Here is a 24,451-nt window from a genome sequence, read left to right on the forward strand (position 1 = left end):
GAGAAAAGTAGAACTGCCGGCATGGAAATTGACACGGTGATTGGTGATGCCGCCTATTCCTGGAAAGAGAATTTAGTGTATGCAAAATCGGAGCAGTTTCAGTTAATTTCAAAGTTAAATCCAGTAATCACAAATGGCAGCGGACAACGGAAAATTGAATTTGATTATAACAAGGATGCGGGTATGTTTGTTTGTCCAGCGGGGCACATGGCAACTCACAAAAGACGTACGGGCAGGAAAACCCTGAATCAAAGTTTAACGTTTCATTTTGATATTGAAAAATGTAAAGTTTGCCCGATGCGAGAGGGCTGTTATAAGGAAGGGGCGAAAAGTAAAACGTATAGTGTAACGATTCAATCCGATACACATCAAGAACAAGCAGCATTCCAGGAAACAGCCGAATTCAAAGCACTTGCCAGCAAACGCTATAAAATCGAAGCGAAAAATAGTGAATTAAAGAACCCACACGGCTTTAAAACAGCAAAATCGGCGGGTTTATTTGGCATGGAAATTCAAGGAGCCACGACGATCTTTGCGGTCAATCTGAAACGGATACTCAAACTACTGAGTGAAAAAGAGTAGGAAAAAAGAAAGAAATAAGGCACCTTCCATTCAAAAACGAATGGAAAGTGCCTTATTTTTGTTTGAATAACTAATTCATCGTAAAAAATGTAAGTTTTTCAGTGCCCTCGAATTTGTGGGAGGCTTATTTCTTCGCTTCAAGCTAAATTTTATATTGTAGGGCTTGCTCAATATGTGCCACATGGTGTGCTCCATGCCAAGCATATAAGCCGATACATTGCTGGAGTGGTATTTTACCTGTGTCAGGATGGATGAAGCATCTTGAGAGTTGGTCAGCTGTTAAACTTTCCAGCAATGCTGCCCAACGTGTATGCAAAGCATCTAAACAAGCTAGTGAAACGGCGATAGGGAGAGCTGAGTCAGCTAGCTTCGCCCATTGATCCTCGGCATATGGTTTGATGGTTGGCTCATCTTCAGTAAGAGCTAGCTTAAAACGAATATAGCTGTTCATATGACTGTCTGCGATATGATGTACTAATTGACGAATTGTCCAGCCATTTTTACGATAACGATAGGAGAGCTCCTTATCCGATAAGCTGGCTGTTAATGTCTCTAATTGTTGTGGTAAAGCTTTCATTTGCTCAATCCAAGCAGTGATTTGCTGTGGTGTAATGGTTGAAGGACATTGAAATTGTCCTATAGGGTATTGTTCTTGACTCATTGTGCGCCACCTTTTGTATATTTTTTGATGGCAGGAATAATATCGTTGCCAATCAATTCAATATTTTTCATCACTTGCTTGAAAGGTACACCACCAAAATCAATTTGTGCCATAAAGCGCTGTTGACCGAATAGCTCATATTGGTACAACATTTTTTCGATAATTTGCTGTGGGCTACCGACCATTAATGCATCTGTTGTACTACTTGCAAGTTCAATTTGCTGTCTTGGATAGCCACTACCACGAATCGTTAAGAAGCCGCTATTTAAATGTGGATACATTTCATCAATTGCTTGCTGTGTTGTTTCTGCAACATAAAATAAGCTTGTTGTCGCAATTGGTAATGTAACTGGGTCAAAGCCACCTTCAGCTGCCGCCTCGCGATAAGCATCAACTGACACTTTAAAGTTTATAGCTGGACCCCCTAATGTTGTTAGCATCATCGGAATGCCCATCTGTCCTGCTTTAATAGCGCTTGCAGGAGGACCACCAACCGCGCGCCAAATTGGTAAAGAGCCTTCTAATGGCTGTGGATAAATCATCGCATTAATTAATGGCGGGCGAAATTGACCCTCCCACGTAATTTTTTCTTTTTCATTTAATTGCATTAACAGCTCTAGCTTTTCTTCAAATAAATCTTCGTAATAAGCTAGGTCATAGCCAAACAACTCATAGGCACCGACACGAGAGCCGCGCCCTGCGACGATTTCAGCACGGCCGTTCGAAATTAAATCAAGTGTTGCAAAATCTTCATAGACGCGCACAGGGTCAGCTACGCTTAACACCGTTGCAGAGCTGGCAATTTTAATATGCTTTGTTGCTTGCGCAATCGCACCTAAAATAACGGTATGTGCCTGTGATGTAAAATGTGTTTGGTGGCTTTCGCCAACAGCAAAGATATCAATGCCCGCTTGTTCCGCTAATTGACTTGCTTCAATTAGCTCCTGAATGCGCTGCTGTGCGGAAATGCGTTCACCTGTTAATGGGTTCGCCATATGGTCACCTAATGAATAGAGACCAAATTCCATTCCTTGTGCTGAATCAATACGATAGTTTTGCATGTTTAATCCTCCTCGATTGGTTGCAAATGTGCTTCAATTTCAGCGCGACGCTGTTCTAAAAATGGCGGTAAATCTAAATGTTCACCTAATGTTGCGATATCGCCATCAATTGTAAAGCCGGGTCCATCTGTTGCAATTTCGAATAAAATACCATTCGATTCACGGAAATAGAGGCTTTTAAAATAGTAGCGGTCAACGATACCAGATGTTTGGAAGCCACGCGCCTTCACTTGCTCATCCCAATAAGCAAGCTCCTCGTCATTGCGCACGCGGATTGCTAAATGATGAATGCTACCGAGTCCTGGCTTTTCGCTAGGCCCATCCAGCTCTTTTACAACGATTTCCCCAAAAACTTGCCCTTCAACAGATTGGAAAATAGCTTCATTTGCTGTACGGCTTATTTCTTTATAGTTGAACATTTGCAATGTATTAGCTAATTTGTTAAGGTGTTTGACAGTTATTTCGACAGTACCCATTCCTAAAATTTGATGCTTAGCAGGAACGGGTGATTTTCCCCATGTTTGCCAATGGTCAATACGTTCGCCATTTGCTACAAGCAACACCATACGCAAGCCTTCCTCGTCTTCAAAGTGTAAGGCAGGGCGATTTGCATATGTTGTAATTTCACCATGCTTCACATGAAAGCTTTGCAAACGATTTTGCCAATAAACTAAGCTTTCCTCAGTTGGAACGAGCAAGCCAATTTGGGTAATTGCATTTGTGCCACGATGTGTACGCCTAATAAATGGCATTTCAAAAAAGGATAATTCTGTGCCAGGACTACCTGTCGTATCACCATAAAATAGATGATACATCGATGGGTCATCTTGATTGACTGTTAGCTTTACACGACGTAAACCTAAAATATGTCGATAAAAGTGATTATTTTGTTTTGCGTTTTTGGATAACATAGAAATATGATGATGTCCTGAGATTGTATACATAAAAGTCGCTCCTTATATGTTATTGTCTCTCACTTTACTACTGAAAAATACAATAAGCAAGAAAAATATCTCGAATTCAAGATAGTGTCAAGATAGTGTCAGGCACTCACACAATTTTGACACAATTTACTACAAACAATTGACAGCACAAAATATGTGTGGTAAATTTATCTCGAATTCAAGATAAAATATTTTTCAACTTAACATATAATTGGAGGCATAACAAATGAATCATTTAAAAGGAATCCACCACGTAACAGCAATTACAAGCAGTGCAGAAAAAAATTATGAATTTTTCACAAATGTATTAGGGATGCGCTTAGTAAAGAAAACTGTTAACCAAGATGATATTCAAACATATCATTTATTTTTCGCAGATGATAAAGGCTCTGCGGGGACAGATATGACATTTTTCGATTTTCCAGGCATTTCAAAAGGTGTACATGGTACAAATGAAATTTCAAAAACCTCATTCCGTGTACCGACAGATGCAGCGTTGGACTACTGGGTAAAGCGCTTTGACCGTCTACAAGTGAAGCATACGGGTATAAAAGAGCACTTTGGTAAAAATACATTATCCTTTGTTGACTTTGATGAACAACATTATCAATTAATTTCTGATGAACATAATAGTGGGGTTGCTTCAGGCACACCGTGGGAAAAGGGACCGATTCCAGTAGAATATGCAATTACGGGCTTAGGTCCAGTATTTATTCGTATTAGCGACCTTAACTTCTTTAAGCAAATGCTAGAAAAAGTAATGCTATTTACCGAAATTGCAAAGGAAGATTCATTCTATTTATTCGAAGTAGGTGAAGGTGGCAACGGTGCTCAAATTATTGTGGAGCATAATACGGTGTTACCAAATGCGCGCCAAGGCTTCGGTACAGTGCATCATGCTGCCTTCCGTGTGGAAGATCGTGCCATGTTAAATGAATGGCAAAATCATTTTGAAAGCTTCGGCTTACACACATCAGGCTATGTCAATCGCCATTTCTTTGAATCACTTTATGCACGTGTTGCACCGCAAATTTTATTTGAGCTGGCGACAGATGGTCCAGGCTTCATGGGTGATGAGCCATATGAAACATTAGGAGAAAAGCTATCATTGCCACCATTTTTAGAACCAAAGCGTGAGCAAATTGAAAGCTTAGTAAGACCGATCAATACAGTACGTAGCACGAAAACATTTGAAAAAGAATACGAATAAGGGAGTTACAATAATGGATTTTCGACAACTGATAGAGCAACGTCGCTCAGCTAGTAACTTTATACAAGGTGTAACGATAACAGAAGCGGAGTTAAAATCAATTTTTGATGATGTGAAATATGCGCCATCTGCTTTTAATTTACAGCATACGCATTATATTACAGTGCTTAATGAAGCGAAAAAAGAGAAAGTGCGTGAAGCAGCATATGGACAATATAAAGTGCATAGTGCCTCAGCCGTTATCATCGTTACAGGTGATCGCTATGCTTACCAAAAAACAGAAGCTTTAAATGAGGGAATGCGCGCTTTAGGTGTTATTAATGATTGTGAGCTCGAAAATATCGTGAAAGAAAATGAAGAGTTTTACGAAAGCCGTGGCGAGCAATTTATGAAGGAGGAGGCTATTCGCAATGCCTCATTATCTGCAATGCTCTTTATGCTAGCAGCTAAAAATCACGGCTGGGATACATGTCCGATGATTGGCTTTGATCAAGAGAAGGTACGCGAGCTGCTAAAAATTCCTACAAATCAAGAAATTGTCTTAATGATTACGATTGGCAAAGAGAAGGTAGAGAGTCGAGGGCTGCGTGGTTACCGCAAGCCAGTCAATGAATTTGTTCAGTTTATATAATAAAAAAATTGTGTGGGTGCCAGGCACTCACACAATTCTCACACAATTTAACCCATGATATTGTAGCCGGAATCGATGTAAATCGTTTCACCTGTTACGCCGCGAGATAAGTGGCTCAGCATTACGATTGTCATGTCAGCTACTTCCTCTTGGTTTGTATTGCGCTTTAATGGCGCTTTTTCTTCGATTTGGCGCAAAATTTGATTGAAGCTTGGTACGCCTTTTGCTGCCAACGTGCGGATTGCACCAGCAGAAATCGCGTTGACACGGATGTTTTCAGCGCCTAAGTCAGCAGCTAAATAGCGCATTGCGGCTTCTAAAGCGGCTTTTGCAACACCCATGACATTGTAACCATCTAAGACACGTTCAGCACCTAAATAGCTCATTGTGACGATGGAAGCGCCGTCTGCTAAATAAGGTTTTGCTGCTTTGCTGACTGCTACTAATGAATAAGCGCTTGTATCTTGGGCAAAGGCATAGCCTTCACGCGATGTTTCATGGAAGCGGTTTTTTAAATCTTCAGCATGTGCGAAAGCAACTGAATGCACGATGCCATGAATTTCGCCGAACTGTGCACCGATTTGCTCGAAAGCCTGTGCAATGCTGTCATCGCTGTTGACATCACACTCAACAACCGCCGATTTGTAATCTGTGTAATCGGCAAGCATTTTTTCAATTTTCCCTTTAGAGCGCTCTTTGCGGTAAGTGAAAATAACGTTTGCACCTACTTCAAATAATTTCTTTGCGATGCCCCAAGCGATGCTACGTTCATTGGCAACACCCATTACGACTACATTTTTATCTTTTAATTGTAAAATATCCATCATTCGCACTCCTTCTTAGTACAATAATATCTGTTATTAGTACCAACTACTAAAAATAACTATAACATGATAAAAAAAAGCACGCAATAGATTTTTCTACTGCGCACTTACACTTATTCATATTTTAATGCGTCGCCATCGAATGATTCATCAGCTACTTTAATTGAATCTGTTGGGCAGCCTTCAAATGCATCTTGCATATCTTCTAATAAATCATCTGGAACCGCACATGTTCCCATATTTTCATCTAAAATAACAAAGGCAATTCCTTCATCATCATAATCATAAATATCTGGTGCAGCAGCGCCACAAGCGCCACAAGCGATACATGTATCTTTATCGACAATTGTATATTTTGGCATTGTATTCTCTCCTTTTTTCCGTTCGCTTTCTCTTAAGCTTCTTTCTTATTCTATAGTGGTTCACTATACTTTTCAACAGGCAATGCTTGTTTTTCATACAAATGTCTTATCTACTGCCTATTTTAGAATTTGTTATGTGTAGAAAGCTATGATAAGAGAAACAAGTGTACGGCAACGACTAGAGTTTCTTACGTTCATTTGAAAAGCTCTTTTTTAAAATACTACGAACTTTTAATATTGAGTAAAAAGAGATTTTAGTTGATAATATAAAAATAAGACTAAATGTCGAAAAAAGGAGAATGCGGATGGAACATATGGAGCATATGCATGGTTCACACGACACTTTATTAGTTATTTTCTCCTATATTGTGGCAGTGGCAGCATCTTATACTGTACTCGATTTAGTAGGTAGAATTAGCAATGTCAAAGGCAAATCAAGATTCCTTTGGCTGTTATTTGGTGCAGGTACAATGGGGATGGGAATTTGGTCGATGCATTTTGTCGCAATGCTAGCCTTTTCATTACCTATACCAGTTGCATATAATCTTGTCATTGTTATTGTGTCGGTTGGCGCTGCAATGGTTGGCTCATTTTTTGCTCTACACTTAGTCAGCCGTATAGACCGTCTAACGATGCCACGCTTAGTCAGCGCAAGTATTTCTTTGGCGATTGGTGTAGTAGCAATGCATTATATCGGTATGGAAGCAATGCAAATTGGCATTATGTACAATATTGGTTATGTACTGCTCTCAGTGGTTATTGCACTTTTAGCCTCTTTTGTGGCGCTATGGCTGGCCTTTTCCTTAAAGAGTGAGAGAGGGAATAGAAATTTTTATGCGAAGCTAGGTAGCGGTTTAGTGATGGGAGCAGCAATTGCAGGGATGCATTATGTGGGCATGTATGCGGCGAATTTTTACATAGATGCAAATACGCAATATAGTGCAGGTATTGTGTTCAATCAGCAATTTTTAGGCTACTTTATTTCAGGAGGAACGCTATTTACCTTGATTATTTCCTTGTTCGGTATTTATTTGTCAAATAAAATTTCATTTAAAGATTCAGAGATTGAAAGAAAAACGCAAGAAATTTATGAGATGAATAAGGAGTTAAAAGAGCTGAATAGCAACTTAGAGCTAATTGTCAAAGAGCGTACAGCACAGCTTGAGCAAGCGCATGATGAAGCGATTAAAGCAAATATGGTGAAAAGTAAATTCTTAGCTAATATGAGTCATGAGTTAAGAACACCATTAAACGCTATTATTGGCTATAGTGAAATGTTGGCTGAGGAAGCAGAGGAGATTGGTGAACCCATCTTTGTGGAGGACTTGAATAAAATCCGCAATGCAGGAAGACATTTGCTATCGTTAATTAATGATATATTAGACATCTCCAAAATCGAAGCTGGCAAAATGGAAGTGCATTTTGAGCAAATAGCAATTCAGCAGCTTGTGCAGGATGTCCTAGCAACAGTCAAACCGCTTGTCGATCAAAATAATAATAAATTAATAACGCATATTACCGATGGAGAAATGTCCACGGATATTACAAAGCTACGGCAAATTTTAATTAACTTAATTAGCAATGCGAGCAAGTTTACGCAAGATGGCACCGTAACGTTAACCGTTGCGCAAGAAGCTCGTATGGAACAACTTGGCTTCAGCTTCCGCATTCAAGATACGGGCATTGGCATGACGAAGGAGCAGATGGATAAGCTATTCCAGCCGTTTACACAGGCAGATGCTTCCACTACGAGAAAATATGGTGGAACAGGGCTTGGTCTTGCGATTAGCCAAAGCTTTAGCGAAATACTAGGCGGATACATTAGCGTTGAAAGTGAAATAGGTGTTGGTAGCACATTTACATGCTGGCTTCCAATCGCAGCAGAAGAGGAGCTTTCTACAGAGGAACATAGGGAAATATCAAAGCATGAGAAAAAGAGTAAAGTGAATATTTTACATATTGATGATGAGCCATTAAATCATCAATTAATGAAGCATTATTTAGCGAAGGAAGGCTGGTCGTTAGCCTATGCTTCAAGTGGACAAGAAGGATTAGAAATGGCGAGAAAATTACAGCCTGAAGTGATTTGTTTAGATATTTTAATGCCGAGCATGGATGGTTGGAGTGTCTTGACAGTGTTGAAAAATGATGAAGAGCTACAGCATATACCTGTCATTATTTGGTCTATGGTGAAAGATGAGCATTTAGGTTATACGCTAGGGGCATCAGAATATTTAACGAAGCCAAGTAATAAAGAGTCATTAGTAAGTACGCTGGAGCGTTATGTAACGGAAAAGCAGCAAGTGCAAGTGCTTATTGTAGAAGATGATGCGACGACAAGCGAATTGATGACGAAATTATTAAATAAAGAAGGCTATGTTGTGACACAGGCACGCAATGGCCAACATGCAATTGACTGTGTGAAAAACGAAAAGCCTGAATTAATATTGCTCGATTTAATGATGCCTGAAATGGATGGCTTTCAATTTATTAACGAATTAAGAGAAACAGCGGAATGGCGCGATATTCCAGTTGTCGTCGTGACAGCTAAAACGCTAACAGGGGAAGAGCAAGCCAAGCTAAGTAGCTATGTTGAAAGTATCGTACAAAAAGGGATGTTTAAGCATAAAATGTTATTGGAAAAAATCGGGGAAATTTTAATCAAAGACTAAAGAGGTTTTGAGAAAATGCAAACAATTTTGCTCGTGGAAGATAATGAAATGAATCGCGATATGCTAGCAAGAAGATTGACGAGAAAAGGCTTTTCAGTTATAACAGCAGAGGATGGGCAGCAAGGAATTGACTATGCCATCGAGCAGCAGCCTGCCCTTATTTTGATGGATTTAAGCTTACCTGTTGTAGATGGCTGGGAGGCAACGAGGCAATTGAAAGCAAATATTGCAACGAAGCATATTCCGATTATTGTATTAACAGCGCATGCGATGAAAGCAGATGAAGAGAAGGCCTTTCAAGCTGGCTGCGATGACTTTGATACGAAGCCTGTTATGCTAGAGCGTTTACTTGAAAAAATGGCAAAAGCGTTAACAAGTGAATGAATGGAGCGTAAAAAATGGAAGGAATAAAGCAAGCGAAAATTTTAATTGTTGATGATCAAGAATATAATGTGAGCTTGTTGGAGCGCATTTTGCGACGAGCAGGATTTGAATATTTATATAGCACGATGGACCCTTTCCAAGCACAGCCTCTTTTTGAGGAGGTCAAGCCAGATATCGTTTTAACTGATTTGCATATGCCTGGGAGGGATGGCATTCAAATATTGCAGTATATTCGCAGCAAAGATGCCATTTTACCTGTTTTAATGTTAACGGCTGATTTAACCCCAGAGGCGAAGAAGCAGGCATTTCAAGAGGGCATTAGCGACTTTTTAACGAAGCCGATTGATCGCATTGAGCTCGTGTTACGTATCACAAACTTATTGCAAACACGTGTATTATATGGACAATTACGCGAGCAAAATCAATGGTTAGAAGAAAAGGTGCAGCAACGAACGGAAGAGTTACAGCAAGCAAAACTAGAAATTTTAAACTTATTGGCGAAAGCTTCAGAGTATCGCGATGATGAAACAGGTGAGCATACGCAGCGAGTAGGGCATTTATCAGGCTTAATTGCTGAGCGATTGAATTTGCCAAAAGCAGAAGTAGAGCTAATTCGTTTAGCAGCTCCTTTACATGACATTGGAAAAATTGGCATCCCAGATCAAATTTTATTAAAGCCTGGTCGCTTTGAAGCAGATGAATTTGAACGGATGAAAACCCATACGACAATCGGTGCGGATATTTTAGCAAATAGCGTTTTCACTACGCTGAAAATGGCACGAAAAATTGCTATTGCGCATCATGAAAAATGGGATGGGACAGGCTATCCGAACGGGATTTCAGGTGAGGATATTCCGATTGAGGCACGCATCGTTGCATTAGCTGATTTTTATGATGCATTAACACATGAACGTCCATACAAGAGAGCGTGGACACCTGAGGAAACGCTTGCTGAAATTAAAGCGCAAAGAGGAAAGCATTTCGACCCAGCAGTTGTCGATGTATTTATTGAGCTATTTAATGAGCAGCTTCTTGTGAAAAATGGATAATTATTTTTTTCGTTGACGTGTTTCCAATTGTTTGATAGGCTTTTGTATATAAAACTTTCATATCAGAGGTTCATAGCTAATACCCTCTATAAAAAACTATGGATAAAATGTTTATTCATCTTACATGTGATATAGAAACTAGCTGAGCCTCTTTTAAAAGTTTTGTCGTACATAACTTTAAAGGAGGCTTTTTTATGTCTAGTCGTACGGAGCAAGAAGGTTTAGGAGATTTAACACTGTTAGGCAATCAGCAGGTGAAATATCCGACGCAATATGCGCCAGAAGTGTTGGAGGCTGTGGATAGCTTACATACAGAGCGAGATTATTTTGTGAAATTTAATTGTCCAGAATTTACGAGCTTATGTCCAATTACACAGCAGCCTGATTTTGCCACAATCTATATTTCCTATATTCCAGATAAAAAATTGGTGGAGAGCAAGTCGTTGAAGCTTTATTTGTTCAGCTTCCGCAACCATGGTGATTTTCATGAGGATTGCGTCAACATCATTATGAACGATTTAATTCAATTATTAGATCCGCGCTATATCGAAGTATGGGGCAAATTTACGCCGCGTGGGGGCATTTCAATTGACCCATGGTGCAACTATGGTCGCCCTGGAACAAAGTATGAAAAAATAGCGGATTATCGCTTAATGAATCACGATTTGTATCCTGAGAAAATTGATAATCGTTAAGACAAAGAGGTTTTTAGCAACCCTCTGAAAAAAACTAAGAAGAGAGGCTTCTCAATGAAAAAAGAAAAAGCCATCGTCGTATTTAGCGGCGGGCAGGATAGTACAACTTGTTTATTTTGGGCATTGCAGCAATTTAGTGAGGTGGAGGCTGTAACATTTGATTACGGACAAAAACATCGTTTAGAAATTGACTGCGCCACAAAAATTGCACAGCAGCTTGGTGTTAAGCACCATATTTTAAATATGGCATTGTTAAATCAGCTTGCAGCTAGCGCATTAACGCGTGAGGATATCGCAATTGAAGAAGGGCGAGATAAGGGGCTACCATCCACTTTTGTGCCTGGGCGCAATTTGCTGTTTTTATCATTCGCTGGTATTTTAGCAAGCCAAGTTGGTGCGAAGCATATCGTCACAGGTGTTTGTGAAACTGATTTTAGCGGCTATCCTGACTGTCGAGATAGCTTTGTAAAATCGTTGAATGTAACGTTAAATTTAGCAATGGATGATACATTTGTTTTACATACGCCGTTAATGTGGTTAGATAAAGCACAGGCATGGGCATTAGCAGATGAGCTTAATGCATTCGATTTTGTGCGAGAGCAGACGCTTACTTGCTATAACGGTATTATGGCAGATGGCTGCGGTGAGTGCTCTGCATGTAAGCTACGCCAAAATGGATTGCAAACGTATTTAGCAACGAAAGTGGGGCAACTAGCATGAGAATTTTATGTTACTTAGCCTCAATTGTTATTGCCAACGTTATAACAGCACGCTTTGCACCATTTGAAATTGGCATGTTTATCGTACCGATGGGGACATTTTTTGTTGGAGCAACATTTATTTTCCGTGACCTTGTGCAAAATAAATATGGGCGTAAAAAAACGTATTTATTTATTTTTATTGCCTTATTGTTATCTGCGGCAGTATCTTTTTCATTAGGCGATACATTAATGATTGTAGCAGCTTCTGCGTTGTCATTTATCATTTCCGAAACGGCAGATACAGAAATTTATACACGTTTAAAGCTATCGATGGCTTGGCGTGTGCTTTACAGTGGCATTGTGGGTGGATTGCTTGATTCAACCGTTTTCGTTATTGTTGGTTTAAGCCCACTTGGAGCAGGCTTTATTCCATGGGCAGCCGTGCCAGCAGCAATTGTGGGGCAAATACTTGTGAAAACGATCATGCAAATACTTGGGGTATTTATTATTATTCAAGGACAAACTTTGCGTGAGAAGCGTTTCGCTTAACGGAGTGAGGAGTTTAATTGATTCGCTCAATTAAATTAGGCCTGCTTAAAAAGATATTACATCTTTCCGAGCAGGCCTTTTATCACAGTACAATTAAGCTTGTGAATTGACAAGAATTTTAATATGGTTTTTCTCTTTCATTAACGCTTCAAAGCCTTCTGTTACAACGTCATCTAAGCCGATGCGTTTTGTTACAAGCTGCTCTGCTGAGAAGTAGCCCTGTGTCATTAATTCCATAACTGCAGGGAAAATATCGCGATATGCGATAATACCTTTTACTGTACGCTCTGCCAATACGATATTGTTTGGTTGAACAGACGCCGGTGTTTCCCAAATTGACACGATAATTGTTTCCCCTTCGAAGGCTGTTGAATCAATGGCTTGCTGTAACACAACAGGAACGCCTGTTACTTCAAATGCAACATCCACACCGCCATTTGTTAGCTCATGTAAGCGGCTTATAACATCTTCTTCGGCAGGGTTAATCACTGCTTTTGCACCCAGCTCTAATGCTTTTGCCGCACGCTCGGGTGATAATTCCACTGCATAAATTTCAGATGCTCCAGCTGCACGCAATGCTTCGATAACAAGTAAACCAATTGGACCTGTACCGAATACAGCAGCTTTATCTCCAGCCTTTAGCTTGCTTAGGCGAACTGCATGTAATGCTACCGCCGCAGGCTCTACTAATGCGCCTTGCTCATAGGATAAGCCTTCTGGCATTTTGTGAACCATATGCTCGTCCACCATAGTATATTCAGAGAAGCCGCCACCGCCGCCAGCAAGCCCATGGAAGCCCAAATGTTTACATAAATTATACTTTCCTTTTTTACATGCTGCGCATTCGCCACATGAAAGAATTGGTTCTACTACAACAGGGTCGCCTATTTGAACGCGTGTTACGCCTTCTCCAATTTCAACGACTTCCCCAGAAAACTCATGACCCATAACAATTGGGGCGATATCTTTACTAACATAGTGAGGTTGCTCAACAGGGATGAAAATTGGACCTGCTGCATACTCATGTAAATCACTGCCACAAATTCCTGTCCAATGCACTTTAATTTTTACTTTACCTGGCGCAATAACAGGCTCGTCAATATTTTCTACTCGAATATCTCGTGCGTTATGCCAACGTGCTGCTTTCATTTACAAAACCTCCTAGTAATGTAGTACACTTAAATTATAGCATGGGTGCTTGTCTATAAATGTTGAAATTTTATGAATTTTTCAAAATGATGAGAATGTATCTTTTTAAATGAAAACGAGGAGGTATATCATGATTTTTCAGCAAATTTTGTTGGATATTTTCCTAAAATTAAATAATGAAAGAACGGTATCCTCTGCCTATCATTTATTGCGTGGCAAAAGGTCAGGGCAAACGATACAGGATGTTGGCATTTTTTCATTGCATGTTTATTTTAGCGTGCTGCCAAAGCTTTCAAGGCAACGCTTCGATGAATTTGTAGGGCAGTTAGTAGAGGCGGGCTACTTGCAGGTGCAGGAGACAGGCTATTATACTTTGACGGCAAAGGGTATAGCACAGGCACGACAGGGTGTGCCATGTACATTTGATGGCTGGCATTATCGTGGCAATGAGCATATTTTTTATGGGCGTCTGTCGTTGATTGTTCAAGTGTTGTCATATCAATCTGCGCAAATAAAAGCATTTATTCCGATTCAACGAGATGAAAGTATTCAATCATTCGTTCGTCAATTTTTAATGCGTCATCAATATCAGTCAGGTGCGTTGCAAGTAATACTATTGCAGGAAATAACAAATAGCCTTGAGGCTTTAGCTGTAACGGAGGAGCAACGTTACCTATTGATTCATCGTTTAACAGGTGTTGATTTGCCAGGCTTTACATGGCAACAGCTTGCTTATCAGGCAGGGCGTACAGAAATGGACATGCAGCTGCTCTATATTTCTGCATTACATCAATGGCTTCAGCATATTTCACATTACCCTTATTTAGCTGATATTGCGCAAGGTGTCCGCATTCAGATGCCATTGACAGACTCTGCATCTCAAACGGCCAAGCTTTTTGCGCAAGGCTTTTCACTTGAACAAATCGCATATAAACGAAATTTAAAGCAAAGCACAATTGAAGATCATTTTGTTGAGATGGCAATGAATGATGCTGCATTTCCAATTGAGCATTTTATACAGCAAGAGGAGCTCATGCAAGTACAGCAAGCGATTTTGACACAGCGTACGAAAAAACTAAAAGTATTGCGTGAGGTGTTACCGCACCTTTCTTATTTCCAATTACGTCTAGCATTAACGAAAGGGGGCAATTAAATGTTGGAACAAGCATTGCACAAGCATTTTGGTTATAGTGCCTTTCGGACGGGACAAAAGGAAGTGATTGAGCAGCTTTTAGCAGGGCGTGATGTGATTGCATTGCTCCCGACAGGTATGGGTAAATCATTATGCTACCAGCTACCAGCGTATTTGTTGGACGCTCCTGTGCTTATCGTTTCACCACTTTTATCATTGATGCAGGATCAAGTTGACCAATTACGACAGTTTGGTGAAAAGCGTGTTGTTGCCTTGAATTCATTTTTAACTGTCCAGCAAAAGCGTTATGCCCTCCATTATTTGCATGAATACCGCTTTATTTTTGCTTCGCCAGAAATGCTTATGCAGCCACAAGTGAAGGAGCGCTTACAGCAAATGAAATTAGGGCTTATCGTCGCAGATGAGGCGCACTGTATTTCACAATGGGGCTTCGACTTTCGCCCTGACTATTTGCGTTTAGGTGAAATTATTCCAATGCAGCATAAGCCACCAATTCTAGCTTTATCAGCAACAGCGACGAAAAGTGTATTGCACGATATTGAAACATATTTACATATGCGGTCACCATTTTATTTTTTACATTCAGTAAATCGCCCAAATATTCATTTAGCGAAGCATTTCTTTCAACATAAGGACGATAAAATTAATTGGATATTGGAGCATGTACAGACGACAGCGGGACCAGGCATTATTTATACACAGTCACGCAGTAAAGCAGAGTCTATTAGTCTGGCCCTGCTTGAGCGAGGCATTGCAGCAGCGGCATATCATGCGGGGAAGGAAGCGGAGGACCGTCAATTTATTCAGCAGCAATTTTTAGTAGGAAAGCTTGATTGGATTGTTGCAACAAATGCTTTTGGCATGGGCGTACATAAAGGAAACATACGACAAGTCATTCATGAATTTATGCCTGCTAATATTGCGAATTATATGCAGGAAATCGGGCGGGCAGGTAGAGATGGACAGCCAGCAGTTGCGAGCCTTTTATATGCGGAGGGAGACGAGCAATTTGCACAGTTTATTGTAACGGAGGATTTGCCGAAAGCGCTTCATATAGAACAATATTTACGGAATCGCGACAAGCCGATGCGCATGCTAGAGGATGGAAGCATTTCTGAAACAGCTTTTCGCGTGTTGCATTATTGGATGCAACAGGAAAGCAACGAGGAAGTCCAACAGCGCTTGCAGCAAATGGAAGTAAACAAATATAAAGCCGTGCATGAGATGCTCCAAATTATTCAATCAACTACTTGCATGCGAGAGCAAATTGTCCATTATTTCGCTCAGCAGTTAACAGAGAAAATATCAAATTGTTGTCAAAATTGTGGGCTTGTTTTTGAAGAAATATTAGCGGCGAAGCAACATGAGGAAGCAACCGAGCAGTCATTAACATGGCAGGCGAGGCTACGGCGAATATTGTTAGCTGAATGACCTGAGCTAAGATTGATTTTTTTGTAGAATTTCGTCATAATATGTTTATAGATTAGCAGTATAAGGAGGGGTGTGTAGTGGCCCAAGAAAATTATCGTGAGAAAATTGAAGAGCACCGTCAAGAAATTGAATTTGATGGACCGTTAGAGCGAAAGTCACGCACAAGTAAAAAACCTAAACAGCGAAAAAGCCGACTAATTCGAAATATGACGATATTATTTATATTTATACCTTTACTGTTACTGGGCTATGTCCATTTCTTTTATGAGCCAAAAAGCTTAGCGGAGAAAGCAGACGATTCCGTAACAGTGGAGCCGAACAAGCCATCCATTGAAAATAATGAGGAGCAAATAGCAGCGGCAGAAAAAGAGAAGGAAGAGCAGGCAGCGGCAAAGGAAAAGGCGGAGACAGAAGCTGCGGAGAAAGCTCAGGCAGAAAAGGAAGCTGCGGCAAAAGCACAAGCCGAGAAGGAAGCGGTAGCGAAGGCGCAGGCTGAGAAAGAGGCAGCAGCAAAGGCACAAGCAGAAAAGGAAGCGGCAGCAAAAGCGCAAGCTGAGAAGAAGGCGAAGGAAGATGCTGAGAGATTAGCAGCAGCGAAAACACATGTTGTGCAGCCAAACGAAAATTTGTATCGCATCTCGTTAAAGTATTATAGCGATGGAAATGGGATACAAAAAATTATGCAGGCGAATAATTTAAGCTCTGAAAATATTGTTGTAGGACAAACATTAATCATTCCTCAATAAAAGTAATAAAAAGCGAAGCAAATTTTGATGAAAAAAATGCATTTTGTCATATACTAAAGGGGCTGTATGAAAAGAGGAGATCTTTTCATACAGCCTCTGTTTTCCTTAAGAAATGAGGTTTAAGTGTGAAGAAGTTACTGTTAACAGGGGTAGGGATAGCGAGCGCAGGCATTTTGCATATGTGGCGTCAAGCCTTTGAAAATAATGTGCGCTATCATACATTGCAATTGCAAGGGCAAATATCGCAAAGCTTGCGTATTTTTTTTATATCAGATATCCATTTACGCACAGTGGATGAACGCATGTTACGGTCGATTGGCAAGGTAGAGGCAGTCATTATCGGTGGTGATTTATGTGATAAGCGAACGCCATTTGAGCGTATACGCCGCAATATTGAGCGACTGCAAGAGCTTGGACCTATCTATTTTGTTTGGGGAAATAATGACCATGAAGTGGGGGAAGAGCGTTTGCGTCAGTTATTTGCAGAAATGCATGTAACGTTACTTGAAAATAATGCGGAATTGCTCGCAGGTCCTAATCGCATATGGCTAAGTGCCATTTTGGATACCTCTACAAAAAAATATAGCTTTGAACAGGCCTTTGCGAAATGCCAAAAGGATGATATTACATTTTTTATTTCACATAACCCACAAGTTTTTTATCGTGTCCCTCGCTATTTTAAGCCAAATTTAATGATGGGGGGACATTTACATGGAGGGCAGCTTCGCTTTTGGAAGTTTGGTTTACACCCACAAGGCTCGTATTCTGTACGTGATGGTATCCCGACCTTGATTAGTAATGGCTATGGCACAACGTTGCTACCGCTACGTTTAGGCGCAAAGCCAGAATGCCATGTAATTGATGTTATGATTGAGTAAGTTGAAAGAGGAGATTATGATAATGCAAAAAGTTGATGCTTTAATTGTTGGAGGAGGACCTTGTGGCTTAGCGGCCGCAATTGAATTGCAGGCGATTGGATTGCAGCCTGTTGTCATTGAAAAAGGAAATATCGTCAATTCAATTTACAATTACCCGACACATCAAACATTTTTTAGTACGAGTGAAAAGCTAGCAATTAGCGATGTGCCATTTATTGTAGAGGAGCGCAAGCCTCGTCGCAATCAAGCCTTAGTCTATTATCGCGAAGTTGTGCGCACAAAAAAAATCGACATTCATCGTTTTGAAAAGGTTGAAAAAGTCGAAAAAAACGGCGCTATATTCACTGTAACAACGAGCAAAGAACAGTATGAAACACCATATGTTATCATTGCCACAGGCTATTATGATCATCCGAATTATATGGGCATTGAAGGCGAGCAGCTACCAAAGGTGTATCATTATTTTAAAGAAGGTCACCCATTTTTCGATACGAACGTCTTAGTGATTGGTGGCAAAAACTCAGCTATTGATGCAGCATTGGAATTAAATAAAGCCGGTGCATATGTCACAGTCGTCTATCGTGGTAGCGACTATTCACCAAGCATTAAGCCATGGGTACTGCCTGAGTTTGAAGGGTTAGTCCGCTCCGGTGAAATTACGATGCATTTTGAAAGTGCAGTAGAAGCTATTTTTGAAGACGAAGTGGTCATTCGCAAAGCAGGACAACAGCTACATATTGCGAACGATTTCGTTTTTGCGATGACAGGCTATCACCCTGATCACGACTTTATTCGTGCAATGGGCGTAAATATTGATGAAACAACGGGTCGTCCATTTTTTAACGAAGAAACGATGGAAACCAATGTTCCGAATTTATTTATTGCAGGTGTCATTGCAGCAGGCAACAATGCCAATGAAATTTTTATTGAAAATGGACGATTTCATGGTGGTATGATTGCGCAGGCGATTCAGGAAAAATTTAAAGTACCACGCCGCCCTTAATCTTAATATGCTCCCAATTTGATTTGATGAATTTTCATCTATCTTATTGGGAGCATATTTAATTGTGATGGTTTCTTTCGATATATGTTGAAGTTTCTGATAGAAACGCTAAAGTTACCGATAAATTGATAAAACATGCTGATAGAAAATGAAAAGTTACCAATAGAATTACAAAACATGCTGATAGAACTGTAAACCAGCTAGCTGGTTTACAGTTATGAGAAAAAAGCTCTCAGCTCAACAGGATGATGCACTTGATTTAAGCCAATTAATAGCTTTAAGCGTGCCTTTTGTCCGTTAATGCCTGTGGCGAAAATGACCCCAGCATCTTCTAGCTGCTTGCCACCGCCCTCATAGCCGTAAACGCCTTCTGCAATGCCGTTAAAGCAGCGCGAAACAAGGATGACCGGCATACCATTTGCGACAAGTGCTTTTAAACGCTGTGCGACAGCAGGTGTGACGTTGCCTTGTCCAAAGCCTTCTAAGACAAGCCCATCATATTGCAATGTTGCCACCGCATCGATTAAATCGGCTTCCATTCCTGCATAGGCCTTTAATAAAGCGACACGCTTTTCGATTTTTTCCACTTCGACAAATTGGCGTTGGACAGGCATATGGTGGATATGGACAGTTTTCTTTGTAATCAAGCCGATAGGCCCATATTGTGGGCTTTGGAATGTATTAACACTAGATGTCGATGTTTTCGTAATGTTGAAAGCATGATGTATTTCATCATTCATAACAACAAGTACCCCTTTTCCACGTGCTTCTTGTGAGCAAGCGACACGTACAGCCTCAACTAAATTATAAACACCATCTGCTCCAAGCTCATTAGATGAACGCATTGCCCCTGTTAACACAATCGGGAAGTTATAGCGTGTTGTTAAATCTAAAAAGTATGCTGTTTCTTCCAATGTATCTGTACCATGTGTAATAACAACGCCATCAATTGCGTATTTATCAACATGCTCTGCAATACAATTGCGTAAGCGCAGCATTTCATTTGGTGTAATATGTGGCGATGGTAAATTGAACGCTTCTACCTCAATGATATTGGCATATGTTGCTAGCGTATGCTTTTCTGCTGTTAGTGGGTTTTGCTCATTTTGCACAACCGCCCCTGTTTCAGCGCTCATTTTCATCGAAATTGTACCACCTGTATGAATTAATAAAATTGTTTTTTTTGACATAAAAATCCCCTTTTAAAATCAGAATGGAAGCATTTAATGATATAATAACAATAACTAAATCAATTGTTAAGAAACGTTTTTATATATAGAGAAAAGGAGCTTATACTATGTTCATATTATTATCAGCAGCAATAGCTCCAGCATTAGCTCTTTTAGGCTATTTTTATATGCGCAATCAAATGGCAACAGAGCCACGTAGAACATTAATTCAAGCATTTTTATATGGGGCGGTTATTACATTCCCTATTTTGTTTATTCAATATGTAATGGAGCAAGAGGGTACAATGACGAATCCGTTTATGACAAATGTTGTATTTACAAGCGGCATTGAGGAATTTTTTAAATGGTTAATTATTTTTGTGCTGATTTTTCGCCATATTGAATTTGATGACCCATATGATGGCATTTTATATGGAGCAGCCGTCTCTTTAGGCTTTGCGACAGTTGAAAATGTTTTATATTTATTGTCCTTTGGCTTGAATACCGCTTTTGTAAGAGCGTTGTTGCCCGTTTCGAGCCATGCATTATTCGGCGTTGTCATGGGCTATTATTTTGGGAAAAGTAAATTCTCTAACAATGATAAATGGAAGGAATATTTATTTTTATCCATTTTCATTCCAATTGCGTTACATTTCAGCTATAACTTAATTTGGACGCTAGGTGGTAATTTCATTTACTTAATGGTGCCGTTTATGCTGTTTTTATGGTGGTTTGGCTTGCGTAAAGTGAAGCTTGCTCACCAACATTTAATTGAACATTTGATTGAAAATAACAAACATTCTTAGCCGTTGGAAAAATATATTTTTTCCAACGGCTATTTATATTTTATAAATGATGTATAAATCAAGGCACACTTCGCATGCTATGAAAAAAGGAGAGGTGTACATGAAGAAAAAATTATTCATTGTGTTGCTACTTAGCGTATTTCTTATACAGCCACAGCAATCCGATGCCTTTTCCGCGCAAGTGATTCAGCGAGGTGCGTTTGGCGATGATGTAATTGAGTTACAGGCTCGCCTGCAATATTTAGGCTACTATCATGGAAAAATTGATGGCAAATTTGGTTATGGCACTTACTGGGCTTTGCGTGAATTTCAACAAAGCTATGGCTTAGAGGTAGATGGGATCGCGGGCGATACGACGAAAAAAAAGCTAGTAGCGCAATCTAATTATAATGAAAGCTTCGTTAAGGAGCAAATTGCGAAAGGCAGCCAGTTTACGCACTATGGTGGGATGGCGCTTGAGCATCAAGTAAAGGGTGGAGGAAGTAGTAAAAATAGTGGCTCAATGCAGCTGCCAGCAAATTATACGGAGCGAGATTTACAAATAATGGCTAACGCTGTTTATGGTGAGGCGCGCGGTGAACCGTATGAGGGACAAGTAGCAGTAGCGGCGGTTATTTTAAATCGATTGGAGTCACCTGATTTTCCAAATTCGATTTCCGATATTATTTTCCAGCCACTTGCGTTTACAGCAGTAGCCGATGGTCAAATTTGGTTGACGCCAAATGAACGAGCAAAGCAAGCTGTTTTGGATGCGATGAATGGCTGGGATCCAACAGAGAACGCGCTATATTATTTCAACCCTAAAACAGCAACAAGCAAATGGATTTGGACACGTCCACAAATAAAGCAGATTGGGCAGCATATTTTCTGCTATTAGAGGTGAACTATGAAAAATGCAGTATATTTATTAAGCATTGTTGTGTTGATTTTAGCTGTTTATGCGTATGATGTGACGACAAAACAGCGTTCAATGGAAAGGGCAGTACATGCCCATTATACAAACGAGCTAACAAATGCCTCGGAAAAGCTATCCTTATTACATTCATCCATTGCTAAATCGATGCTATTTCAAGATGAGAAAGCATTGCATAAAGAGCTGGATACGATTTGGCGCGTGAGTAGCGATATGCGTAATGCAGTGTCACGTCTGCCTTTACATCAAGAGGTAGCAAATGATTGGATGCGTTATTTAGGTCGTATAGGTGATGAGGCAAAGCGTGCTGCGGCTTCTCAAGATGCGACAGAATGGCAAGATAAAATGGAGACAGTCAATGGCAATTTACATGCGCTAACAGAGGAATGGACTGTTGCGACAACAAATTATTTTCAACAAGATGGCGATTATCAAAAATGGTCAAAAATAACAGCTGACGAGGTAGGGGATTCATCCTTTGCGAAAGTATCGGCAGATTTAAAAAGCTTTAATGAAACGGATTTTCCTTTAACAGCGAGTGAGAGCGACTACCAAAAAAAGCGAGAATTGCAACATTTAATGGACGAGCCATTAACGAAGGCACAAGCATTGCAGCGCCTGCAAACCGTATTCCCTTTAATTAGTGATGCAACAATGACGGTAACGAAAAGTAGAGACGATGCGCCGTATCCGTTTTATCACATTCAATTTGTTCGTGGCTCGCGTATTGGCTATGCAGATATTACGGAGAAAGGTGGGCATATTTTGTCATTCCTGCTAGAGCGACCGATGAAAAAAACAGCGCTGCCACATGAGGAAGTGTTACAAGCAGCTGAAAAGATTATGGCAGATGCTGGCTATGACGATACGGTTATGACAGAAATGCGTGAAAATCATATTGCATGGCATTTTGTTTTTACACGTAAAGTAAACGATGCACTCGTTTATCCTGATAGTATTCAAGTGAAAGTTGCCAAGGATAGCGGCGAGGTGTTAGGTATTAATGCGATGGAATACATTCAAAAGGAAACGATTAAAGAGCAGGAGCTAAAGCCGATTGATTGGTCAACATTTTTTGGCGAAGGTGTTGTCATAGAGGATGAAAAGAAAATTTATACAGAAAATGATGCCTATGAACTGCGCTTATGCTATGAGGTAATGGCAAGGCTACCGGATAAACAATATGATACATTCCGTGTAGTTGTCGATGCAACGACCCATGATGTGATTCAAATTGATACATTAGCCTGATAATAGTTATAGATAAATTATAACCTCCGTGCGATAATAGACATAGAAAATTTCAATGCACGAGGAGAAAATCATGGAATTGAAAATTGGAACGATGTTAATGTTAGAGCCAGAAGGCACAGATGGCATGGAAAAGTTTAGATGTAAAGTCGTAGAAAAAGAAGATGGCGTCATTTATGTGGATTATCCAATTAATGATTTCACGAAAAAAACAGCATTTTTGCTTGATGGAACAGAGCTGCATGCAGTGTTCTACACAGATGGAAATAGTTACAGCTTTATAACGCAAGTACTCGGGCGTAAAAATGACCGTATACCGATGGTGGTGCTATCATGTCCGCCAGAAGACCAATTTATAAAAATTCAGCGCAGGGAGTTTGTTCGTGTCGAAACATCGATTGATGTAGCTATTGAATTTAATGGCTCTATCTACCAATTTATTGCACAGGATATCAGTGCAGGAGGGCTGTCTGTACGTTTAATAGGGGCGGTTAACTTTAAAGAGGGCGATACGGTTCAGCTAACAATTGTTCTTCCTTTTGTGAATAGTGAGATTAAATATGTTCAAACAGACGCACGCATCGTTCGCATATTCGATGAAAATGAACGAACAATCGCTTCCATGCAATTGACAGATACTGATGATGTGGATAAACAGCATATTGTACGTCTATGCTTTGAGCGTCAATTATTACAACGTAAAAAAGAGCTGAATGAATTGTAAAAGATGCGGTCATTTAACAAATGTAGATTCATGTAGGATAAAGTGAAGGCTGTAAGGAAAGCGTGATAATCATTGCCTTTCTTTACAGCCTATTTTTGAGTGATTTAGTTAACTACCTCGCTCATTTTTCATATATAATGTAGTGGTAAGGAAAGTAGGGATAAATAATGGCAAAGCAAATTCAAATTGCAATTGATGGTCCTGCCGGAGCGGGGAAAAGTACAATTGCAAAAATCGTTGCAGAAAAGTTAAATTTTACATACATCGATACTGGTGCGATGTATCGTGCTGTTACGCATAAAGCGATGCAACTAGGCATACAATTAGATGATAGAGAAGCGCTTGAAAAAATGTTGCATGCAACAAAAATCGAGTTAGAACCGTCTATTAATGGACAACTTGTTTATGTAGATGGTGTGAATGTTTCGGAGGTCATCCGTTCAAATGAAGTAACGGCAAATGTTTCACAAGTAGCAGCACATGCGAATATACGTGAAGTGTTAGTGGCAATGCAGCAGCAATTAGCGGCAGGTGGTGCTGTCGTAATGGATGGACGAGATATTGCGACACATGTTTTAACAAATGCAGAATTAAAAGTATTTATGTCCGCTTCTGTAGAGGAGCGTGCTCGTCGTCGTTATCTTGATAATGAACGTCGTGGTATTCAATCATCCATCGAGCGTTTACAAGAGGAAATTGCGCTTCGTGACAAGTTGGATAGCGAGCGAGAGGCTTCACCGTTAATTCAGGCTGCAGATGCGGTATATTTAGATACGACGAATTTAACGATTGATGAAGCAGCAGAGGCAATTTTGAAGTTAGCATATGACGTTATGTAAGCAGTATGCAAAAGATTTTTTTATGACAAAAGGGGAAATTTTTGTTTTTATTCATTATTTCGAA

The 24,451-nt window shown here is 40.0% G+C and carries 27 protein-coding genes and 1 riboswitch; of the genes, 20 read left to right on the top strand and 7 right to left on the bottom strand.

All coding sequences use genetic code 11. The annotated features are described in order from the left end of the window. Positions 1-582: transposase (locus M3Z76_RS02905; protein ID WP_295655764.1), on the top strand; the 582-nt coding region annotated here is incomplete at its 5' end. Positions 583-724: 142 nt separating this feature from the next. Here the strand turns inward: M3Z76_RS02905 and M3Z76_RS02910 are convergent. The 3 genes from M3Z76_RS02910 to M3Z76_RS02920 are packed head-to-tail and all read right to left on the bottom strand — an operon-like array spanning position 725 to position 3,248. Then, positions 725-1,243, bottom strand: coding sequence for a YfiT family bacillithiol transferase (locus M3Z76_RS02910; RefSeq protein WP_293921118.1), 519 nt, complete (start codon positions 1,241-1,243; stop codon positions 725-727). Beyond that, positions 1,240-2,304, bottom strand: coding sequence for an LLM class flavin-dependent oxidoreductase (locus M3Z76_RS02915; RefSeq protein ID WP_293921116.1), 1,065 nt, complete (start codon positions 2,302-2,304; stop codon positions 1,240-1,242). Before M3Z76_RS02915 ends, M3Z76_RS02910 begins: the two co-directional genes overlap by 4 nt. A 2-nt stretch (positions 2,305-2,306) precedes the next feature. Further along, positions 2,307-3,248, bottom strand: coding sequence for a ring-cleaving dioxygenase (locus tag M3Z76_RS02920; protein WP_293921114.1), 942 nt, complete (start codon positions 3,246-3,248; stop codon positions 2,307-2,309). Between the two features lie 226 nt (positions 3,249-3,474). Between M3Z76_RS02920 and M3Z76_RS02925 the strand changes: the two genes are divergently transcribed. Next, complete coding sequence (locus M3Z76_RS02925; RefSeq protein ID WP_293921112.1) at positions 3,475-4,458, top strand: ring-cleaving dioxygenase; 984 nt, start codon at positions 3,475-3,477, stop codon at positions 4,456-4,458. A 13-nt stretch (positions 4,459-4,471) separates the two neighbouring features. Continuing rightward, entirely contained in the window at positions 4,472-5,089 is a 618-nt protein-coding gene (locus M3Z76_RS02930; RefSeq protein WP_293921110.1) for a nitroreductase family protein, read from the top strand. 47 nt (positions 5,090-5,136) lie between these two features. Here M3Z76_RS02930 and M3Z76_RS02935 read toward each other — a convergent pair whose 3' ends face one another. Continuing rightward, a complete protein-coding gene (locus M3Z76_RS02935) occupies positions 5,137-5,916 on the bottom strand; it encodes an enoyl-ACP reductase FabI (protein WP_293921108.1) in 780 nt (259 codons plus the stop codon). A 110-nt stretch (positions 5,917-6,026) separates the two neighbouring features. Then, positions 6,027-6,275 (bottom strand): ferredoxin, encoded by a 249-nt coding sequence (locus M3Z76_RS02940; protein ID WP_293921106.1) that lies wholly within the window; start codon positions 6,273-6,275, stop codon positions 6,027-6,029. Between the two features lie 305 nt (positions 6,276-6,580). On the opposite strand from M3Z76_RS02940, the gene M3Z76_RS02945 reads away from it, so the two are divergent. From M3Z76_RS02945 to M3Z76_RS02970, 6 genes are all read left to right on the top strand, one after another. Next, complete coding sequence (locus M3Z76_RS02945; protein ID WP_293921104.1) at positions 6,581-8,947, top strand: response regulator; 2,367 nt, start codon at positions 6,581-6,583, stop codon at positions 8,945-8,947. Positions 8,948-8,962: 15 nt separating this feature from the next. Further along, positions 8,963-9,331, top strand: coding sequence for a response regulator (locus tag M3Z76_RS02950; protein WP_293921102.1), 369 nt, complete (start codon positions 8,963-8,965; stop codon positions 9,329-9,331). A gap of 14 nt (positions 9,332-9,345) precedes the next feature. Continuing rightward, complete coding sequence (locus tag M3Z76_RS02955) at positions 9,346-10,380, top strand: HD domain-containing phosphohydrolase (protein WP_293921100.1); 1,035 nt, start codon at positions 9,346-9,348, stop codon at positions 10,378-10,380. A 59-nt stretch (positions 10,381-10,439) separates the two neighbouring features. After that, positions 10,440-10,486, top strand: a riboswitch (PreQ1 riboswitch). An 88-nt stretch (positions 10,487-10,574) separates the two neighbouring features. Further along, on the top strand, positions 10,575-11,075 hold the full coding sequence (queF, locus tag M3Z76_RS02960; protein WP_293921098.1) for a preQ(1) synthase: 501 nt from the start codon (positions 10,575-10,577) through the stop codon (positions 11,073-11,075). Between the two features lie 54 nt (positions 11,076-11,129). Beyond that, positions 11,130-11,795, top strand: coding sequence for a 7-cyano-7-deazaguanine synthase QueC (gene queC / locus M3Z76_RS02965; protein ID WP_293921096.1), 666 nt, complete (start codon positions 11,130-11,132; stop codon positions 11,793-11,795). Next, entirely contained in the window at positions 11,792-12,325 is a 534-nt protein-coding gene (locus M3Z76_RS02970) for a VUT family protein (protein WP_293921094.1), read from the top strand. Before queC ends, M3Z76_RS02970 begins: the two co-directional genes overlap by 4 nt. A 93-nt stretch (positions 12,326-12,418) precedes the next feature. Here the strand turns inward: M3Z76_RS02970 and M3Z76_RS02975 are convergent, their stop codons facing one another. After that, positions 12,419-13,474, bottom strand: coding sequence for a 2,3-butanediol dehydrogenase (locus M3Z76_RS02975; protein WP_293921092.1), 1,056 nt, complete (start codon positions 13,472-13,474; stop codon positions 12,419-12,421). A 130-nt stretch (positions 13,475-13,604) separates the two neighbouring features. On the opposite strand from M3Z76_RS02975, the gene M3Z76_RS02980 reads away from it, so the two are divergent. From M3Z76_RS02980 to M3Z76_RS03000, 5 genes are all read left to right on the top strand, one after another. Next, on the top strand, positions 13,605-14,627 hold the full coding sequence (locus M3Z76_RS02980; protein WP_293921090.1) for a YpbB family protein: 1,023 nt from the start codon (positions 13,605-13,607) through the stop codon (positions 14,625-14,627). Next, entirely contained in the window at positions 14,628-16,058 is a 1,431-nt protein-coding gene (locus M3Z76_RS02985; protein WP_293921089.1) for a RecQ family ATP-dependent DNA helicase, read from the top strand. It begins immediately after the preceding gene. Positions 16,059-16,135: 77 nt separating this feature from the next. Further along, a complete protein-coding gene (locus M3Z76_RS02990; RefSeq protein WP_293921087.1) occupies positions 16,136-16,804 on the top strand; it encodes a LysM peptidoglycan-binding domain-containing protein in 669 nt (222 codons plus the stop codon). A 125-nt stretch (positions 16,805-16,929) separates the two neighbouring features. After that, entirely contained in the window at positions 16,930-17,682 is a 753-nt protein-coding gene (locus M3Z76_RS02995) for a metallophosphoesterase (RefSeq protein ID WP_293921085.1), read from the top strand. A 22-nt stretch (positions 17,683-17,704) separates the two neighbouring features. Next, entirely contained in the window at positions 17,705-18,685 is a 981-nt protein-coding gene (locus M3Z76_RS03000; protein WP_293921083.1) for a YpdA family putative bacillithiol disulfide reductase, read from the top strand. 215 nt (positions 18,686-18,900) lie between these two features. Here the strand turns inward: M3Z76_RS03000 and M3Z76_RS03005 are convergent, their stop codons facing one another. Further along, positions 18,901-19,875 (bottom strand): asparaginase, encoded by a 975-nt coding sequence (locus M3Z76_RS03005; RefSeq protein ID WP_293921081.1) that lies wholly within the window; start codon positions 19,873-19,875, stop codon positions 18,901-18,903. A 107-nt stretch (positions 19,876-19,982) separates the two neighbouring features. Between M3Z76_RS03005 and prsW the strand changes: the two genes are divergently transcribed. The 6 genes from prsW (at position 19,983) to cmk (ending at position 24,387) form a co-directional block, all read left to right on the top strand. Next, a complete protein-coding gene (prsW, locus tag M3Z76_RS03010) occupies positions 19,983-20,660 on the top strand; it encodes a glutamic-type intramembrane protease PrsW (protein WP_293921079.1) in 678 nt (225 codons plus the stop codon). A gap of 100 nt (positions 20,661-20,760) precedes the next feature. After that, positions 20,761-21,537: a spore cortex-lytic enzyme gene (gene sleB, locus M3Z76_RS03015; RefSeq protein ID WP_293921077.1), complete on the top strand. Its 777-nt coding sequence runs from the start codon at positions 20,761-20,763 to the stop codon at positions 21,535-21,537. A 9-nt stretch (positions 21,538-21,546) separates the two neighbouring features. Then, entirely contained in the window at positions 21,547-22,824 is a 1,278-nt protein-coding gene (locus tag M3Z76_RS03020) for a PepSY1/2 domain-containing protein (RefSeq protein WP_293921075.1), read from the top strand. A gap of 73 nt (positions 22,825-22,897) precedes the next feature. Then, the gene (locus M3Z76_RS03025; RefSeq protein WP_293921073.1) at positions 22,898-23,548 is read left to right on the top strand and encodes a flagellar brake protein; all 651 of its coding nucleotides are present in this window, start codon (positions 22,898-22,900) and stop codon (positions 23,546-23,548) included. Continuing rightward, positions 23,538-23,594: a hypothetical protein gene (locus tag M3Z76_RS19810; protein WP_406601114.1), complete on the top strand. Its 57-nt coding sequence runs from the start codon at positions 23,538-23,540 to the stop codon at positions 23,592-23,594. Before M3Z76_RS03025 ends, M3Z76_RS19810 begins: the two co-directional genes overlap by 11 nt. 121 nt (positions 23,595-23,715) lie before the next feature. Next, on the top strand, positions 23,716-24,387 hold the full coding sequence (cmk, locus tag M3Z76_RS03030; protein WP_293921071.1) for a (d)CMP kinase: 672 nt from the start codon (positions 23,716-23,718) through the stop codon (positions 24,385-24,387). Positions 24,388-24,451: the final 64 nt, after the last annotated feature.

It is taken from the genome of Metasolibacillus sp. (genome assembly GCF_025291715.1).
Classification (GTDB): domain Bacteria; phylum Bacillota; class Bacilli; order Bacillales_A; family Planococcaceae; genus Metasolibacillus; species Metasolibacillus louembei.

Coding starts and splice junctions, on each gene's coding strand:
- M3Z76_RS02910 (WP_293921118.1), bottom strand. CDS start 1,243: ATGAGTCAAGAACAATACCCTATAGGACAATTTCAATGTCCTTCAACC.
- M3Z76_RS02915 (WP_293921116.1), bottom strand. CDS start 2,304: ATGCAAAACTATCGTATTGATTCAGCACAAGGAATGGAATTTGGTCTC.
- M3Z76_RS02920 (WP_293921114.1), bottom strand. CDS start 3,248: ATGTATACAATCTCAGGACATCATCATATTTCTATGTTATCCAAAAAC.
- M3Z76_RS02925 (WP_293921112.1), top strand. CDS start 3,475: ATGAATCATTTAAAAGGAATCCACCACGTAACAGCAATTACAAGCAGT.
- M3Z76_RS02930 (WP_293921110.1), top strand. CDS start 4,472: ATGGATTTTCGACAACTGATAGAGCAACGTCGCTCAGCTAGTAACTTT.
- M3Z76_RS02935 (WP_293921108.1), bottom strand. CDS start 5,916: ATGATGGATATTTTACAATTAAAAGATAAAAATGTAGTCGTAATGGGT.
- M3Z76_RS02940 (WP_293921106.1), bottom strand. CDS start 6,275: ATGCCAAAATATACAATTGTCGATAAAGATACATGTATCGCTTGTGGC.
- M3Z76_RS02945 (WP_293921104.1), top strand. CDS start 6,581: ATGGAACATATGGAGCATATGCATGGTTCACACGACACTTTATTAGTT.
- M3Z76_RS02950 (WP_293921102.1), top strand. CDS start 8,963: ATGCAAACAATTTTGCTCGTGGAAGATAATGAAATGAATCGCGATATG.
- M3Z76_RS02955 (WP_293921100.1), top strand. CDS start 9,346: ATGGAAGGAATAAAGCAAGCGAAAATTTTAATTGTTGATGATCAAGAA.
- queF (WP_293921098.1), top strand. CDS start 10,575: ATGTCTAGTCGTACGGAGCAAGAAGGTTTAGGAGATTTAACACTGTTA.
- queC (WP_293921096.1), top strand. CDS start 11,130: ATGAAAAAAGAAAAAGCCATCGTCGTATTTAGCGGCGGGCAGGATAGT.
- M3Z76_RS02970 (WP_293921094.1), top strand. CDS start 11,792: ATGAGAATTTTATGTTACTTAGCCTCAATTGTTATTGCCAACGTTATA.
- M3Z76_RS02975 (WP_293921092.1), bottom strand. CDS start 13,474: ATGAAAGCAGCACGTTGGCATAACGCACGAGATATTCGAGTAGAAAAT.
- M3Z76_RS02980 (WP_293921090.1), top strand. CDS start 13,605: ATGATTTTTCAGCAAATTTTGTTGGATATTTTCCTAAAATTAAATAAT.
- M3Z76_RS02985 (WP_293921089.1), top strand. CDS start 14,628: ATGTTGGAACAAGCATTGCACAAGCATTTTGGTTATAGTGCCTTTCGG.
- M3Z76_RS03000 (WP_293921083.1), top strand. CDS start 17,705: ATGCAAAAAGTTGATGCTTTAATTGTTGGAGGAGGACCTTGTGGCTTA.
- M3Z76_RS03005 (WP_293921081.1), bottom strand. CDS start 19,875: ATGTCAAAAAAAACAATTTTATTAATTCATACAGGTGGTACAATTTCG.
- prsW (WP_293921079.1), top strand. CDS start 19,983: ATGTTCATATTATTATCAGCAGCAATAGCTCCAGCATTAGCTCTTTTA.
- sleB (WP_293921077.1), top strand. CDS start 20,761: ATGAAGAAAAAATTATTCATTGTGTTGCTACTTAGCGTATTTCTTATA.
- M3Z76_RS03020 (WP_293921075.1), top strand. CDS start 21,547: ATGAAAAATGCAGTATATTTATTAAGCATTGTTGTGTTGATTTTAGCT.
- M3Z76_RS03025 (WP_293921073.1), top strand. CDS start 22,898: ATGGAATTGAAAATTGGAACGATGTTAATGTTAGAGCCAGAAGGCACA.
- cmk (WP_293921071.1), top strand. CDS start 23,716: ATGGCAAAGCAAATTCAAATTGCAATTGATGGTCCTGCCGGAGCGGGG.